We start from the raw sequence: 16,651 nt of genomic DNA, 5'->3' as shown, positions 1-16,651 counted from the left end.
AGTCGTCAGGCGAGGGCGTCAGACGGGGGATTCCTGGAGGTGGGAGACGCAGCTCGCGTGGGGCGCCGGGCCGTGCACCGTCGTCCAGCCCTCCGGGACCTCGCGGAAGACCGGCCACAGGGAGTGGTGGCCCCGGGGGCCGCGCAGGACCAGGTGGGTGGGTTCGCCCGTCTCGCCCGTGGTCTCCGGGGCGTCGAAGGGGGAGGGCGTGGTCATGAGCGGTCCAGCTCCTTCAGGCGCGTGGCGAGGACGGCGCAGATCTCGTCCAGGGGTCCTGGCTGGGTCAACTCCGGGTGCAGGCAGTCGAGATCGAGGTTGGCGAGGGTTCCGGTGACGTACGGCTGCCAGGCGTCCGGGGTCAGCCAGGTCTCCTCGCGGGGGGCCGCCGCCGTGAAGAAGAGCACGTCGCCCGCGAAGGGGCGGTGTTCGTGGGCGCGCATCAGGCGGGCGTTGTTGACCACGATGTCCACCACCGCCGAGAGCGTACGGTCCGGGAGCCCGGCCAGTGCGCTGCCCTCCCGGTGCAGGGTGGCGAGGACGTCCTCGCGGGTCAGCTCGTCCGTACGGTCGTAGCCGGCCATCCGCAGAAGCGCGGTGAGCGCGTCCTTCTCGGCGGGGATCGCCGAATCGCGCCACTGGTCCGACGGGTAAGCGTCCAGCATGGCCAGCAACTCGACCTCCTCGCCCGCCTCCTGCAGTTGTACGGCGACGGTGTGCGCGAGCACTCCGCCGACCGACCAGCCGAGCAGCCGGTAGGGGCCGTGCGGCCGTACCGTGCGCATCGCCGCGATGTACTCGGCGGCCATCTCCTCCATGGTGGCGGGGAGTCGGGTGTCCGGGTCGCCCGCCAGGCCGCGGGCCTGGAGGCCGTACACCGGCTGGCCCGGGGCGAGGCGCGAGAGCAGCCCCGAGTAGCACCAGCTGATGCCGCCCGCCGGGTGGAAGGCGAACAGCGGTGTGCGGTCACCGGTGGCGCGCAGCGGGAGCAGCAGGTCCAGGGCGTGGTCCGACGCGTCGTCGCCCGCGTCCAGCCGGGCGGCGAGGGTGGCCGGGGTCTGGGCCTGGAACAGGGTGCCGATGGTCAGTTCGGCGCCGAGGGTGTCGCGCACCCGGGCGACCAGGCGGGCCGCCAGCAGCGACGTACCGCCGAGGTCGAAGAACGCGTCGTCCACGCCCACCCGGTCCACGCCGAGCACATCGGCGAAGAGCCGGGTGAGGGTCTCCTCGCGGTGGCCCGACGGGGCCCGGCCGGTGTCGGCGGTGCCGGTGAACGCCGGGGCGGGGAGCGCACGCCGGTCCAGCTTGCCGTTCGGGCTCAGCGGGAGCTCGTCGAGGACGACGATCACGCCGGGCACCATGTGCTCGGGGAGACTGCGGGCCAGCCGCGCCCGCAGCGCCTCCGGGTCCGGGGCCTCGCCCGCGAGGGCGGGGGTGGCGTAGCCGACCAGCCGCTGGTCGCCGGGCCGGTCCTCGCGGACCAGCACGCCGACCGCACCGACCGCCGGGTCCTGCGCCAACTCGGCCTCGATCTCGCCCAGTTCGATGCGCTGACCGCGCAGCTTCACCTGGTGGTCGGTGCGGCCCAGGTACTCGACCTCGCCGCTCTCCGTCCAGCGCGCCAGGTCGCCCGTACGGTACATCCGGGTGCCCGGGGAGCCGTACGGGTCGGCGACGAAGCGCGAAGCCGTGAGGGAGGGGCGGCCGAGGTAGCCGTCCGCCAACTGCACGCCCGCCAGGAAGAGTTCGCCCGGGATGCCGGGCGGGCACGGCTGGAGCGCCGCGTCCAGGACGTACAGCCGGGTGTTCCACACGGGACGGCCGATCGGGACTGGGCCCGAGGCGGCCGCGGAGGTGTCGCACGGGTGGTACGTCACGTCCACCGCCGCCTCCGTCGGCCCGTACAGGTTGTGCAGCGGTACACCGCCGCCCAGCACCCGGCCGAACTCGCGGACCGTCTCGCGCGGCAGGGCCTCACCGCTGCAGAACACGTGGCGCAGCCCCGTGCACGAAGCGGCGGCCGGCTCGGTCAGGAACACCTGGAGCATCGACGGCACGAAGTGGCAGACGGTGACGGCCTGTTCGCGGATGACCCGGGCCAGGTAGGCGGGGTCCTTGTGGCCGCCGGGCTCGGCGACGACGAGCGCCGCACCCTCCCGGAACGCCCAGAAGAACTCCCACACCGATACGTCGAACCCGGACGGCGTCTTCTGCAACACCCGGTCGGCGGGGTTGAGTTCGTACTCCGCCTGCATCCAGCGCAGCCGGTTGTCGATCGCCGCGTGCGACACGACGACACCCTTGGGGCGGCCCGTCGAGCCCGAGGTGTAGATGACGTACGCCGGGTGCTCCGGGGTGAGCCCGGGGACCGGATCCGTGGTGGCGTACGCGGTGTGGTCGAGGTGGTCCAGGGCGACCAGCGGGATGCCGGAAGACGGGACCCGGTCCGCGCGGTCCGCGAGCACGCACGCGGGCTCGGCGTCGGCCAGCATGTAGGCGAGGCGGTCCGCCGGGTAGTCCGGGTCCAGCGGCAGATACGCGCCGCCCGCCTTGAGCACGGCGAGCAGTACGACCACCAGTTCCACCGAGCGGGGCACGGCGACCGCCGCGACCGCACCGGGGCGTACGCCCAACTCGATGAGGCGGTGCGCGAGTTGGTTCGCGCGCGCATTCAGTTCCGCGTACGTCAGCCGCTGCTCGCCGAAGACCAGCGCCGTGGCGTCGGGGGTGCGGGCGGCCCGCTCCTCGATCGGGGCGATCAGGGTGGTGGCGGGCACCGGGCGGCCGGTCGCGTTGAACTCGTTCAGCACCAGGTCGAGTTCGGCCTCGCGGGCGATCGTGTGCGAGGCCAGCGGGGTGTGCGGCCCGGCGTGCGCCACGTGCTCCAGGAGTTCCAGGAAACGGGACTGGTGGCGGGCGAGCTCGTCGGTGCCGTAGAGGGCGGGGTTGCCGTCGTAGTCGATGCGCAGACCGCTGCCGTCGGTGCGGTCGTACACATTGACGGTGAGGTCGTCGACCGGCCCGGCCGAGAGGTTGTGCGCCTCGGTGCGGGCGCCCGCGAAGGTCAGCGCGTAGTCGAACGGCATCACGTTGATCAGCGGACCGACCAGGGACCGGCCCTCGCCGAGCAGGCCGAGGTCGCGGCGGATGTCCTCGTACCGGTAGCGCTGGTGGCGGCGCGCGGCGCGGATGCCGAGCACCACCTGCCGGGTCAGCTCGGCGAAGGTCGCCGACGGGGCGACGGTCAGACGCAGCGGCAGCACGTTCATGACCATGCCGGGGACGCGCAGCGCCACCGAGCCCATCCGGCCCATCATCGGCAGGCCGAGTACGACCTCAGCGGAGTGGGTGGCCCGGGAGACGTAGAGCGCCTGCGCGGCGATCAGCACCTCCGGCCAGGTCGCGCGGATCGACGAGGCCAGCTCGCGCAGCTGGTCGGTGGCCGTCGCCGAGAGGTGGGCGGTACGGCGGTGGAAGGTGCGCGAGGGCAGCGCGGTGCGCCCGGCCAGGTTGGGTGCCTCGGGGCGGTCGGCGAACGCGCCGTCCCAGAAGCGCCGGTCCTTGTCGTACGTCTCCGAGACCCGGTAGCCCGCGTCCTCCTCGACCAGGTCCGCCAGCCGCCCGAACGGGCTTTCCGACGGGCTCTCGCCCGCGGCGAGCGCCGTGTAGACCTCGGCGGTGCGGCGGGCCAGCAGCGAGTAGCCGAAGCCGTCCATCACCACGTGGTGCACCCGCTGGTACCAGAGCCAGCGCTCGTCGCCCACCCGGAACAGGGCGTGCGCGAACAGCGGTCCTGTCGCCAGGTCGAAGGGGGTGGCGAGGTCCGCGCGCATCCACGCCTGGGCCTCGGCGAAGGCGTTCGGCGACTCGCGCAGGTCGGCGACGTGGAGCGGGAGTTGCAGGTTCTCGACGCCCAACTGGAGCGGTCCATCGGCCGTTTCGACGATCCGTACGCGCAAGGCATCCGCCTCGGCGACGATCTGACCGAGCGTCCGGGCGAAGAGGTCAGGGTCGATGGGCCCGTGGATCTCCAGGCACTCGGCGGTGTTCTGCGCCGGGCTGTGGGGGTCCAGGGCCTGTGCGAACCACATGCCGGTCTGGGCCGAGGTCAGCCGCAGGGGCTGCATGGGGAGGGTGGGGCGGAGCGCACCCGGGTCGACCGGGGCGGCCGTCGTACGGGACGTCATGAAGCCGCCCCCAGGAGCGGTGCCCAGGCTTCGATGGCCGGCTGCTCGGCCAGGTCGACGAAGGAGGCGGTGGTGCCGTGGTCACGGCGCCACCGTTCCAGGAGCGCCATGATGCGCATCGAGTCCAGGCCGTAGTCGACCAGGCTCTCGTCGACGGGTATGTCCGCCGGGTCCTCGCCCAGGAGGTCGGCGACGTCGGCCCGTATCTGCTCGACGGTCAGGGGGGTGGTGGCGGTGTTGTGGTCTGTCATGTCGTCAGATCCCCTTCAGGACGTCGTCGGTGGTGGTGACGACCGCACAGCGGCCGGCCGCGTACTTCAGCGCCATGTCGTGGTCCGCGCGGGAGAAGTCGGCCACCGCGTCCGCGACGAGGAACGCCTGCACATCGCGCATCCACGCGTCGCACGCCGTCATCAGTACCCCGATGTGCGCGTAGACACCGACGATCACGAGCTGGTCGCGGCCCGCCATGCGCATCCGCTCCTCCAGGTCGGTGCGGACGTACGCGCTGTACTTCCACTTGGTGATGACGGTGTCGCGGGGCTCGGGGGCGACCGGACCCGCGATGGCCTTCGCGTGCTCGTCGTCCGGCAGGCCGGGGCCCCAGAAGTCCTGCTGGAGGCCGCGCTCGGCGGGGGACTGGCCGCCGGGCTGGGCGGAGTACATGACGGGAATCCCGGCGGCGCGGGCCGCCTTCGCCAACTCGCCCACGTTGGCGAGGAGTTCGTTGGTGGGCGAGGTGCCCTCTTCGTACGCCGTCAGGAAGTGGTTCTGCAGGTCGTGGACGAGCAGCACCGCACGGTGCGGGTCGACGGTCCAGGAGACCCGGTTCTCCGGCAGCTCGTCAGGGGTGGGCATGGCGTACGGGGCGACGGCGGGCAGGGCCATGAGGGGGGCGCCTTTCGGGGGAGCGGGGTGGTGCTGGTGCGTGTGTGGGTGGGCCTGTGGCCTGTGGTGGGGTTCAGTCCTGCGGAGTGGCGGCGATCGAGCGCTGGTCCTTCTTGCTGATCTTGCCGATGCCGGTCTGCGGGAACGCCGTGACGAACTCCACCCGGTCGGGGACCTTGTACGCGGCGAGCCCTCGCTCGCGTACGAACTTCTTGATGGCGACGGCCTTCAGCGGCTGGGCGTCGGCGCGCAGGATCACGTACGCGCAGGTCCGTTCACCCAGGTACTCGTCGGGGACGGCGACCAGCGAGACGTCGTGCACGGCGGGGTGGCCGAGGATGATGTTCTCGATCTCCTCGGGTGCGATCTTCTCGCCGCCCCGGTTGATCTGGTCCTTCGCCCTGCCCTCGACGACGAGGTGCCCGGTGGGCGTCCGGCGCACGATGTCGCCGGTGCGGTAGAAGCCGTCGGCGGTGAAGGCGCGGGCGTTGTGCTCGGGGGCCCGCCAGTAGCCCCGGATGGTGTACGGGCCGCGGGTCAGCAGGTGGCCGGGCTCGCCCTCGGGGACGTCCACGTCCTCGTCGTCGACGATCCGGATCTCGTCGGCGGCGGAGATCGGCCGGCCCTGGGTGGTGACGATCGTCTCCGGATCGTCGTCCAGCCGGGTGTAGTTGACGAGTCCCTCGGCCATGCCGAAGACCTGCTGGAGCGTGCAGCCGAGCGCGGGGGAGACCCGGCGGGCCGCCGCCTCGCTGAACTTGGCGCCGCCGACCAGGAGGACTTCGAGGCTGGAGAGGTCGTACGAGGTGGTGGAGCCGGACTCCGTCCACACCAGTGCCAGCGGCGGGACCACTCCGGTGATCGTGACGCGTTCGCGCTCGATCAGCGGGAACGCGGTGTCCGGGTCGGGCTGCGGGCACATCACCACGCGGCCGCCCGCGTACAGGATGCCGAGCGAACCGGGGGAGGAGAGCGGGAAGTTGTGGGCTGCGGGCAGGACGACCAGGTAGACGGAGTCCTCGGTCACGCCGCAGAGTTCGTTGGAGCCCCAGAGCGAGTAGATGTAGTCGTCGTGGGTGCGGGGGATCAGCTTGGGGACGCCGGTGCTGCCGCCGGAGAGCTGGAGGAAGGCCAGGTCGGAGGGGTCCGGTCCGTCCAGGGGCAGTGCGGGGAGCGGGACTTGGGAGAGCGGGGTGTGCTCGCCCGGGTCGCCGACGACGAAGACGTGGCGCAGGGTGGGGACTTCGGAGCGGACCTTGGACGCCAGGTCGCGGTAGTCGAAGCCGGCGGCCCTGTCCGGGATGACGTAGGCGACGGCCTCGGTGAACTCGCAGAAGTAGTGGATCTCGGTCTCGCGGTGCGCGGGGAGGGCGAAGACCGGGAGGGCGCCGAGGCGGAAGAGGGCGAAGATCACCTCGAAGAACTCGGCGGTGTTGGGGAGCTGGACCACTACGCGGTCGCCCTTGGTGATGCCCCTGGCGGCGAAGCCGGTGGCCAACTCGGCGGCGCGGGTGTCGAGTTCGGCGTAGGTCCAGTTGCGGTCGCCGTCGGTTATCGCGGTGCGGGTGGGGTGGGCTTCGGCTCGGGAGCGGAGCATTTCGCCGAAGGTTTCGCCGGTCCAGTAGCCGTTGGCGCGGTACTGGGCGGCTAGGGGGGCGGGCCAGGTGGGGGCGTCGGGCAGCACGGGGGGTCCTTGGCGGGGTGGGGTGCCGGGCCACCTTCCCTGGGGGGTGGGGTGGGTCCGGGCGGTGGCGAGGAGGGGGTGGGTGGGGCGGGGGTGTTGGGGCCATGGCGTAGGTGGGGCGGGGCGAGGGGTGCGACTCCGTCGGGGGCCGCCCCCTTGCCCGCCCGTTCCGCCCCCGGGGGGCGGCCCCGCCGCCCAAGGGGGCTCGGCGGCGGCCCTGCCGCCCGAGGGGGCTTGGCACGCGGCCGTGCCGCCCGAGGGGGCTCGGGGGGTTACTTGGTGGTCATGGACTTTTGGATGTCTTCGAGGACCGAGACGGCTGCCTGGGGGCCGCCGAGGCTGGTCCACTTGGAGCCGTCGATCTCGGTGACGTGGCTGTCCTTGACGGCGTTGAGCTGCTTGTACGCGGGCTTCGCCTTCAGCTCGGTGAAGAGCTTCGCGTCCTTGCCGGTCGAGGTCAGGGTGCCGATGAACAGCCAGTCGGCGTCGATCTGCTTCAGGTCCTCGTCGCTGAGCGGCGTCGAGTGGCCCTGGCCCTTCTCGTTCTGGATGCCGGGCCGCTTGAAGCCGATCTCCTTGACGACGTCCGAGATGAACACGCCCTGCTGCATGACCGCGGTGCCCTTGGCGGAGTAGCGGGCCACCGACACGTTCTTGGTCGCGTTCGCACCGAGTGCCTTCTTCACCTCGGCCAGCTTGGTGTCGTACCCCTTGAGGAACTCGGTGGCCTCGTTGGACTTGCCGAGGACCTTGCCGGCGAGTTCGAAGGACTTCTTCCAGTCCTTCTTCTTGTCGAGGGTGACGACCGTCGGCGCGACCTTCTGGAGCTGCGCGAGGATCTGCTTGTCGGCGAGCTGGCCGGCCAGGATGACGTCCGGCTTGGCCTGGATGACCTTCTCGATGTCCGGTCCGGTGACCGCGCCGACGACCGGGATGCCCTTCGCCTGGTCGGCGAGGTAGCCGGGTGCGCCCTTCTGGCCCCGGCCCGCGGACAGGCCGACCGGCTTGACCTTGAGGGCGAGTGCGGAGTCGAGGTCCATCTCGCTGAGCACGACGACGTTCTTCGGGGCGGCCGGGACCTTCACCTCGGCGCCGGTCGCGTCGGTGACGCTGACTTCCTTCGCGTTCTTGGCCTGGCCCGCGGCGTCCGAGCCCTTGGTGCCGGACTCGTCCGAACCGCAGGCGGAAAGGGTGAGGGCGGAGGCGAGGGTGAGGGCTGCCACCGCGGTCAGCCGGGCGCGCGGGGTGAGGTTCGACGACATGTCCGTGATCTCCATGCTGAGGTGAAGGCGAAGTGATGACCGGCCAGGAACCGGACATACAGGGGTAAGTCACCCCTGGGTCGAGGTATCTCGAAACCTCCCTGCGACAGCAGGGAGTTCGAACTACCCCGACCAGGGGTTCGAAGTCTAGGTTAGGTTAGGCTAACTTCATGTTGGTTGCGCAAGAGGGGCGGGTCCGGGAGTCCGGATCCGAACCCCCCATACCGGGCTCGGCGAGACTCCATCGCCCCACGCTGCTGGCGGCAGCGGCACTGTTGCTGCTCCTGCTGGGACTGTGCGTGCTGTCGCTGCTGATCGGATCGGGCTCGAATCCGATGGCCCGCGCCTGGGGATTCCTCACCGGGGACCCGTCCGCCCGCGCCGACGCGCAGATACGGCTGGCCGTCATGGACGTACGGCTGCCGCGCACGCTCGCCGGACTCCTCGTCGGCATCGCGCTCGGCGCCGCGGGCTGTCTGCTCCAGGCCGTCACGCGCAACCCCTTGGCCGAGACCGGACTGCTGGGCGTCAACTCCGGTGCCGCGCTCGGCGTGGTGATCGGACTCACGTACTTCGGGGTGACCTCGGCGTACGGCGTCCTGGTGTGGGCGCTGGTCGGCGGCATGGCGGCGAGTTCGGTCGTTCTGCTGCTCGCCGCTTCGGGCCGGGCCGCCGGGTCGCCGCTGCGGCTGGTGCTCGCCGGATCGGCGCTCGGCGCGACCTTCCACGGGGCGACCTCGTACGTCCTGCTCGGTACGCAGTCCACCTTCGACACGTACCGCTACTGGACGATCGGCTCCCTCGCGGGCATCGAGACCGAGGACACGTACCCGCTGATCCCGTTGATCGCGGTCGGGCTGCTGATCGCCTTCGCGTGCGTACGTCCGCTGTCCGCGCTGGCACTCGGCGACGACAGCGCGCGTTCGCTCGGCCATCACCCGGGACGGATCCGGCTGATCGTGGCGGTCGCGGTGACGCTCCTCGCCGGGGCCGCGGTCGCGCTCGCCGGACCGATCGCCTTCCTCGGCCTGCTCGCCCCGTACGCGGCACGTGCCGTCACCGGGCCGCGGATGGCGGGCCAGTTGGTGCTGTCCGGGCTGGTCGGCGGGGTCGCGATGATCGCCGCAGACCTGCTGGCCCGGGTGGTCATCCGGCCGTGGGAGACACCGGTGAGCGTGCTGCTGGCCTTCATCGGCGGCCCGTTGCTGATCTGGATCGCGCGCTCACGGCGCATGTCGACGGCGGGGGCGGGCGCATGACGCCGACGAAGGGCCAGACGGACAACCAGGCGGACAACCAGGCGGACATCCAGACGGACCTGGGGTCCACCACAGGTGGGTCAGGCGGGTCAGGTGGGTCAGGGGAGTCCCCGGACGGTTCGCCCACCCTCACTCCGCCCGACTCCACCCCCGTACGCCTCGGCACCCTCTCCTGGCTCTTTCCGTACCGCAGCGCGCTCGTGGCCGTTGGGCTCGCGGTGGTCATCGGGGTGATCGTGGCGTTCGCCGCCTTCGCCAGTTCCACCGGGATGAGCCTCGGCGACACCGTCGCGGGGCTTCTCGGAACCGGGGATTCTGCGACCGTGATGCTCGTCCAGGAGTTCCGGCTGCCGCGCATCGCGGTCGGGCTGATGGTCGGTGCCGCGCTCGGCATCGCGGGCTGTCTGACCCAGACCCTGGCCGGGAACCGGCTCGCCACCCCCGACATCATCGGCGTCAACGACGGTGCCACCGCGGCCGTCGTCGCCTCCGTCGTCGGCTCGTCGACCGGCATGATCGGCGACTGGTGGCTGGGACCGCTCGGCGCGGCGCTGGCCGCCATGGTGGTCGTCCTGTGTGCGGGCGGCGCGGGGCGCGGCGGTTACCGCATCCTCGTCGTCGGCATCGGCGTCTCGACCGTCATCGGCGCCGTCACCGACCTCGTGATGTCCCGCGAGAACGACAACACCGCCGGTGGCGTCTTCCTGTGGACCGTCGGCTCGCTCAACGGCCGGGACTGGGGCGTCGGTACGCCGCTCTCCTTCCTGCTCCTCGTCCTGGTGCCGCTCGCCCTGATCGTGGGCAGCCGCCTCCAACTGCTGCGCTTCGACGACGACATGGCCGCCACCCTCGGCGTCAACGTCCCCCGGGTACGGGCCGTCGCCCTCGCCATGGCCGTCGTCCTGGCCGGCATCGCCGTCGGCATCGGCGGCCCGATCGCCTTCGTCGCGCTCGCCGCACCCGTACTCGCCGCACGGCTCAGCGGACCCACCCGGGTCCCCGTCATCGGCTCCGCCCTGGTCGGTGCCGCCCTCGTGGCGGGCGCGGACGCGCTCGGCCGGGTGATCGCCCCGGTCGAGATCCCGGTCGGCGTCGTCACCAGCGTGCTCGGCGGCCCCTTCCTGCTCTGGGTCCTCTTCGGCAAGAAGGCCTCGGCACAGCCCGCCGGACCGTCCAGGGCCGCCTCCCCCTCGAAGCCCGCCTCCCCCTCCAAGTCCACCCGGACCGGAAAGGCCTGATCCCGTGGAACTGACCGTAGAGGCGCTCACCGCCGGATACCCCGGCCACCCCGTCGTCGACGGCGTCGACCTCACCGTCCCCAGCGGGCAGGTCGTCGCCGTCGTCGGCCCCAACGGCTGCGGAAAGTCGACCCTGTTGCGAGCCGTCGCCCGCCTCCACAAGCCGGAATCGGGCACCGTGCGCGCCGGGGACGCCGACGTCTGGCAGCTCACCCAGCGCAAGGCAGCCCACCGCATCGCCCTGCTCGCCCAGTCCCCGCAGGCCCCCGAGGCGGTCACCGTCGCCGGTCTCGTACGGTACGGACGCCACCCGCACCAGGGCCTGTTCCGGCAGTGGTCGCGCGAGGACGAGGCGGCGGTACGGGAGGCCCTGGACGCCACCGGCACCACCGTGCTCGCCGAACGCCGCCTCGACCAGCTCTCCGGCGGCCAGCGCCAGCGCTGCTGGCTGGCCATGGTGCTCGCCCAGCAGACCCCGATCGTGCTCCTCGACGAGCCGACCAGTGCGCTCGACCTCGGGCACGCCGTCGAAGTCCTCTCCCTGGTACGGGAGGTGGCGGCGGCCGGCCGCACCGTCGTGATGGTCCTGCACGACCTGGCCAGCGCCGCCCGCTACGCCGACACCGTCGTCGCCATGAACCAGGGCCGCGTCGTCGCCCACGGCCCCGCGCGCGAAGTGGTCACCGCCGAGCTGGTCAAGGAGCTGTACGGGGTCGACGCCGACATCCTCGCGGCCCCCGGCGACGGCTCGCCCGTGGTCGTACCGACGGCCGCCGCCCCCGTACGGGAACCGGCGGCCCAGGCCGGCTGATTACCCGGTTGCTGTTTACGGCACCCGGCTCAGTGCGAAGTCCGCCGCCGTCCAGGCCAGCCCCACCGCGCCGTCGAGCATCGCCCGCTCGGCGGCCGGGGCGGCGGCCGCCGCCGTGAACTCCGGCTGGTGCGGGCTGCTGGTGCCGCTGCCGATGTCCAGCATCGGGTGGATCGACGGCACCACGTGCGACACGTTGCCCATGTCGGTCGAGGCGAAGGGGCCGCGCACCTGCGGCTCGGGCCGACCCAGCTCGCGGGCGTTCGCCGCCCACAGCGCGGCCAGCCCCGCGTCCGTACGGAAGTCCAGGTAGTCGGGGGACGGCTGCCCGAGCGTGACCTCGCAGCCGGTCGCCAGCGCGCCCGCCCGGAAGCAGTCCTCGACCCGGCCGCGCAGCTCCCGCAGCTCCGCCACCGCCGGTGTGCGCAGCGCGTACGCGGCACGGGCCCGCTCCGGGACCGCGTTGAGCGCCGTGCCCGCCTCGGTGGTGATGCCGTGCACCTTCCAGTCGCCGGGGAGGTGCTGGCGCAGCAGCCCGAGTGCCACCTGCGCGACGGTGAGCGCGTCGGCCGCGTTCCGTCCCTCGTGCGGGTTCATCGCGGCGTGCGCCGACCTGCCCGTGTACGTGACCTCCAGTGACCCCATCGCGTACGACCGGAACTCCGCCATGTCGAACGGGCCCGGGTGGATCATCATCGCCGCGTCCACCCCGGCGAACGCCCCGGCATCGATCAGCAGCGCCTTCCCCGCCCCGCTCTCCTCGGCCGGGGTGCCCAACACCCGCACGGTCAGCCCGAGTTCGTCCGCGTACGGAGCGAGCGCGAGCGCCGCACCGACCCCGGCCGCCGCGATCAGGTTGTGCCCGCAGGCGTGCCCCATCCCGGGCAGCGAGTCGTACTCGCAGGCCAGCGCCACGGTCGTGGGACCCGAGCCGATCGTCGCCTCGAAGGCGGTGTCGAGCCCGTACGCGGGCGCGGTGACGGCGAACCCGTGGCCGCGCAGCACATCCGCGCACCAGGCGGCGGCACGGTGCTCCTCGAAGGCGGTCTCCGGGTGGGCGTGGATCCGATGGGCGAGCGCGAGGAGCTCCTCGCGGACCTCGCCGACCCGGGCCCGCATCGCGGCCTTGAGCTTGCTGCTGTCCGTGCTGTCCGTGCTGTCCGACACCTGTTGGTCCTCCTGACCATGGCTTTTCTCCGTGGTACCGGCCACCCTACGGGGCTCGGGGAGGGCGGTGGCGCGCCTCCCGGGGTGTCCCTGGGGTGCCCTCGCAACGCCTCCCGGGGCGCCTCTTCAACACCGTTCGCCAGGACCGGTGTTGTCCGCACGCCCGTGCCGATACCGTTGATCGACCACGGACCGGGACGACGGGGGAGTGCCTGATGCTGGATCCCATTTCGGTGACCGCCATCACGGCGGTGCTGGGGACGATCGCGACCGGCACCGGGAGCGAGGCGGGGAAGTGGATCTGGCAGTCGGCCGGAAGGCTGGTGCAGCGAGCCCTGGGCCGCGAGGTCGCCGCTCCGACCGGCAGGGCCCAACTGGAGGACGTCGCACGGCAATTGCACGCAGCCGTACGCCGTGACCCCGCTCTCGCCCGTGACTGGGCGGCCTTCGCCGGTACGGTCCCGATGGGCGGCGGCATCCGCTCCGTACCCCGACTGCCCGCAGCCGCGCACTCCTTCACGGACCGTCAGAAGGTGCTCAAGCTCCTCGACGCCGAAGCCTCGCGCAAGGCGGACGGCCGCCCCAGAGCCGTACTGCTGCACGGACCCGAGGGCATCGGCACCAGCGCCGCCGCCGTGTTCTGGGGCAACCGGGAGGCGGCGGCCCGCTTCCCCGACGGGCAGCTGTACGTCGACCTGCGGGGCGGCGGCGGCCCGGACGGGGCCATGGACCCGGGTGCCGTACTGCGCGAGATCTTCCGCCAACTCGGCGTGCCCGACGAGGAGATACCCCCGGCGCAGGAGCACAGGGCGGAGTACTTCCGCAGCTGCGTGGCCGAGCTCGGGCTCCTCGTCGTGCTCGACCACGTGACCTCCGCCGCCCAGGTGCGCGGACTGCTCACCTCGGCGCCCCGCGTCGTCACCGTGATGGTCGCCCGCGACCCGCTCTTCGGGCTCGAAGCCCTGCGGATACCCGTGGGGCCGCTCGCCGACAAGGACGCCCGCCGGCTCCTCGTCGGGGTCGCGGGCAAGCCCGCCGTCGACGCCGCCCGCGACCGGCTGCCCTCGGTACTGGCCCGTTGCGCGGGCTCGCCCTACGCGCTGCGGGCCGCCGCGACCCGGCTGGCCCACGTGCCGCCGCCCCGTACGGAAAGGTCACTGCTCACCGCCATGACCGACAGCAACCCTGGCAGCACTCCCGACAGCACCTCCGACAGCACTCCCGACGCAGCCTCCAGTGACGCCGTCCGCACCGCCATCGAGGACTCCTACCGCACCCTCGACCCGGTCACCGCCCGGGTCTACCGGCTGACCGCCCTGCGCCCGTGGCCCAGCTGCACGGCAAGGGTCGCCGCATGGTCCGCGAACCTCAGCGCCGACGAAGCGGCCCGCGCCCTCGGCATCCTCGCCTCGGTCCAGCTCCTGGACACCACCCCGGCGGGCCGCCTCCACTACCGGCCGTCCGTACGCGCCCACGCCGAACAGGCCGCCCTCCGCGAGGACGGGGTGGCGGTGTGCTCGACCGCCGTACGGCGCGTCCTGCGCGGCCTCCTGCACTTCGCCGAACCGACTGCCCGTGCCGCCCTGCCCGAGAGCTGGCGCTCACCCCAACCCGCTTCCGAAGACGAGCAGTTGACGTACGAGAGCCAGGGTGACGCGGTCGCCGCCCTGGCCACCGAGGCGGGCAACCTCGCCGAAGCGGTGGCCGCCGCCGACGAGTTCGAGGAACCGGGTACCGTGTGCGGGCTGGTGCGCGCGCTCTGGCCCCTCCAGCTCAAGGCCGGCCACCTCGAAGTCCTGCTGCCCGCCCTGCACACCGGAGCCCGCACCGCCGACGCGCACTTCCCCGGCACCCGTACCGCCGGAATGACGCACGCCCACCTCGGCTTCGCGCTCACCGCCCTCGAACGGTACGAAGAGGCCGAGCGGGAACTGCGCGCCGCCGCCCGCGACGAGAGCGCGGCGGGCCACGTACGGGGGCACGCCTCGGCGGTCGAGGGGCTCGGGCTGCTGCGGCTGGCGCAGTGGCGCTGGGCGGACGCGTACGCACTCTTCGAGCAGGTACGTGAGCTGTACGCGGGCATCGGTCCCGACGACGAGGGCGCCGCCGACCTGCCCCGCGCCCTCGCCCTGCTGTCCCGCCACCGGGGCCGCGCGCTGGCCGGTCTAGGCAGGCTCGACGAGGGGCGCGAACTGCTCGGCACGGCGCTGCGGTCCCTCCGGGAGATCGGCGACACCTACAACACGGCCCGCGCCCTCACCGATCTCGCCCGTACGTACGTGGACGGGACCCGGCCCCCGGGCGAGGCGGAGCGGGCGGCGGCGCTGCCGCTGGTCGACGAGGCGCTCACCCTCCTGGAGAAGGAGAACGCCTTCCAACACCTCGCCTATCTGCGGCAGTTGCGAGCCCTGTGCGTCAGTGCGGACGGGATTCCTCGACCGGAGTGATTGTCACCGGGTGCGCCGTCGGACCGGTGCGTACGGTCAGACTGTGCGGCGGCGGTCCCGTCCCGAGGCAGGCGTGCAGCGCGGAGGCGCACGCGACCGGGTCGACGTCCGGTCCACCGGTGAGCCGCAGCAGCACGCCCGAGCGCGTACGCACCGTACAACTCCCCGGCCCCGTCACGTACACGGCGAGCGCGCACTGCGGGAAGCGCTCCAGTATCTCGGCCGTCCAGTGCTCCGGACCGCCGAAGCGCGGATCGTCCGGCGCCCCCTCGCGATGGATGACGTCCGCGAGTGCCAGCCGCCCGGGGTCGCGGGTGTCCTCGTGCACCGAGGTGTGTACGTCGCCGGGGGCGAGCGGTGCGCCGCGCGGATCGGCGTAACGGGTCACCGACACCTCGCCGGGTACGCCGGTCGGCCGGGTGACGACCCGGACGGGGGCGGTGCGGTGCGCGGGTTCGTACGGCGGCAGCGGGAGTGGGAGGAGCGTTGCCGGGACGGGTGGTTCCGGGCGGTCCATGAGGCCGTAGAAGAGGGTGCGCAACAGGGCCGCCGCCTCGCCGGGGACCGCGCTGGCGAACTCGGCGGCCTCGGTGAACGGGATGTGTGTAGCGAGGAGTTGGTCGAGTTGGGGTGCCAGTGAGCCGTACGGGTCCAGGCGCGGTGCCCCGGCCACGAAGTCGGCGACCGGGGACTCGGGGTCGAGCGCGGCCAGGGGAGCGGCTCCGAGCAGTACGGGGAGCCCGAGGGCCGCCGCGTAGTAGGAGACCGCGCCGTGGTCACCGATCACCGCGTCCGCCGCGAGCACCGCCTGTCGCCAGTGGTGCAGGGGGTCGATCAGGGTCAGTCCGGCGCGGCGTGCCCGGTCCAGCCAGGCGCGGACCTGGCCGGGGCCGTGTCCGTACCAGATGTTGGGGTGCAGGACGGCGGCGATCCGGTACTCGTCGGCGGGGAGTTCGGAGGTCAGCCGGGGGAGCAGACCCGGCAGCAGGTCTTCGTCGCCGCCGTCGCCGAAGAGCGACTCGGGGTTCCAGGTGGAATTGAGGACGACGAGCCGCTGGCCGGGGCGGACGCCGAGGGCCCGGCGGAACCGGTCGCGGTGCGGGAGCGCCGCCAGCATCCGGTCGAAACAGGGGTCACCGGCCAGTACTCCGGTGTGCGCGGCCTCGGGGCAGGCCTCCTTGAGACGGTGCTGCTGCTCGGGGTGCGAGAGGACGAGGGCGTCGGCGAAGGGGATGCCGTCGTGCAGCAGCCAGTCGGGGGAGAGGCCGAAGGTGGGCGGTGGCGGAGACGGTTGCCCGGGACTGGGCGAAGGGCGACCGGTGTCCGGTGTCCGGTGTCCGGTGTTGCCAGCCTCTTAGTGTAGCCAACGCCGTGCGACAGGATCGTCAACTTCCCGGAAATGAGGTGGAGTTGGCCGCCGAAGCTGGCGGATATCGCCAGGTCCACCGGTGTCGCCAGCGCCTGCTCCCACGGCAGTACCGGAAACCCCGTCTCCGCCAGCAGCTCCGCCACCCCGCCCCCGAAGGGCGAAGACCCGGGGCAGGTCACCAGCAACTGCACCCCGTGGTCGTCGTCGAACAGCGGGAGTACGTCGAGCAGCCGGGTCGCGGACGTGACGTTGTGCACCACGAGCAGCACCTTCAGGCACCGCCCCCTGGAGGCCCAGCGGGACGCGTCGTCGCCCACCGGCACCCGTATCCAGCCCTCGCCG

General features: G+C 72.6%; 12 protein-coding genes. 4 read left to right on the top strand and 8 right to left on the bottom strand.

Annotated elements, in window-relative coordinates:
- Positions 1-18: 18 nt before the first annotated feature.
- The 6 genes from ACZ5PB_RS01225 to ACZ5PB_RS01200 form a co-directional block, all read right to left on the bottom strand.
- On the bottom strand, positions 19-216 hold the full coding sequence (locus ACZ5PB_RS01225; RefSeq protein WP_468686715.1) for an MbtH family NRPS accessory protein: 198 nt from the start codon (positions 214-216) through the stop codon (positions 19-21).
- Entirely contained in the window at positions 213-4,124 is a 3,912-nt protein-coding gene (locus ACZ5PB_RS01220) for an amino acid adenylation domain-containing protein (protein ID WP_468688219.1), read from the bottom strand. Before ACZ5PB_RS01220 ends, ACZ5PB_RS01225 begins: the two co-directional genes overlap by 4 nt.
- Before the next feature lie 56 nt (positions 4,125-4,180).
- Complete coding sequence (locus ACZ5PB_RS01215) at positions 4,181-4,435, bottom strand: phosphopantetheine-binding protein (RefSeq protein ID WP_468686714.1); 255 nt, start codon at positions 4,433-4,435, stop codon at positions 4,181-4,183.
- Positions 4,436-4,439: 4 nt separating this feature from the next.
- Positions 4,440-5,072: an isochorismatase family protein gene (locus ACZ5PB_RS01210; protein ID WP_468686712.1), complete on the bottom strand. Its 633-nt coding sequence runs from the start codon at positions 5,070-5,072 to the stop codon at positions 4,440-4,442.
- Positions 5,073-5,145: 73 nt separating this feature from the next.
- A complete protein-coding gene (locus ACZ5PB_RS01205) occupies positions 5,146-6,756 on the bottom strand; it encodes a (2,3-dihydroxybenzoyl)adenylate synthase (protein WP_468686710.1) in 1,611 nt (536 codons plus the stop codon).
- 272 nt (positions 6,757-7,028) lie between these two features.
- The gene (locus ACZ5PB_RS01200; RefSeq protein WP_468686709.1) at positions 7,029-8,018 is read right to left on the bottom strand and encodes an ABC transporter substrate-binding protein; all 990 of its coding nucleotides are present in this window, start codon (positions 8,016-8,018) and stop codon (positions 7,029-7,031) included.
- A gap of 170 nt (positions 8,019-8,188) precedes the next feature.
- Between ACZ5PB_RS01200 and ACZ5PB_RS01195 the strand changes: the two genes are divergently transcribed.
- From ACZ5PB_RS01195 to ACZ5PB_RS01185, 3 genes are read left to right on the top strand one after another with little or no spacing between them, the layout of a single operon-like run.
- Entirely contained in the window at positions 8,189-9,277 is a 1,089-nt protein-coding gene (locus tag ACZ5PB_RS01195) for a FecCD family ABC transporter permease (RefSeq protein ID WP_468686707.1), read from the top strand.
- Positions 9,274-10,515: a FecCD family ABC transporter permease gene (locus tag ACZ5PB_RS01190; RefSeq protein ID WP_468686705.1), complete on the top strand. Its 1,242-nt coding sequence runs from the start codon at positions 9,274-9,276 to the stop codon at positions 10,513-10,515. Before ACZ5PB_RS01195 ends, ACZ5PB_RS01190 begins: the two co-directional genes overlap by 4 nt.
- A gap of 4 nt (positions 10,516-10,519) precedes the next feature.
- Positions 10,520-11,326: an ABC transporter ATP-binding protein gene (locus tag ACZ5PB_RS01185; RefSeq protein WP_468686703.1), complete on the top strand. Its 807-nt coding sequence runs from the start codon at positions 10,520-10,522 to the stop codon at positions 11,324-11,326.
- 15 nt (positions 11,327-11,341) lie between these two features.
- Here the strand turns inward: ACZ5PB_RS01185 and ACZ5PB_RS01180 are convergent, their stop codons facing one another.
- A complete protein-coding gene (locus ACZ5PB_RS01180; protein ID WP_468688218.1) occupies positions 11,342-12,445 on the bottom strand; it encodes a M20 family metallopeptidase in 1,104 nt (367 codons plus the stop codon).
- Positions 12,446-12,708: 263 nt separating this feature from the next.
- On the opposite strand from ACZ5PB_RS01180, the gene ACZ5PB_RS01175 reads away from it, so the two are divergent.
- Positions 12,709-14,940, top strand: coding sequence for a tetratricopeptide repeat protein (locus ACZ5PB_RS01175; protein WP_468686702.1), 2,232 nt, complete (start codon positions 12,709-12,711; stop codon positions 14,938-14,940).
- Here ACZ5PB_RS01175 and ACZ5PB_RS01170 read toward each other — a convergent pair.
- Complete coding sequence (locus tag ACZ5PB_RS01170; RefSeq protein WP_468686700.1) at positions 14,909-16,057, bottom strand: hypothetical protein; 1,149 nt, start codon at positions 16,055-16,057, stop codon at positions 14,909-14,911. The genes ACZ5PB_RS01175 and ACZ5PB_RS01170 overlap by 32 nt on opposite strands.
- Positions 16,058-16,651: the final 594 nt, after the last annotated feature.

This window comes from Streptomyces sp. NPDC032721 (assembly GCF_055579625.1).
This window is presented reverse-complemented; position numbering and strand designations above follow the sequence as displayed.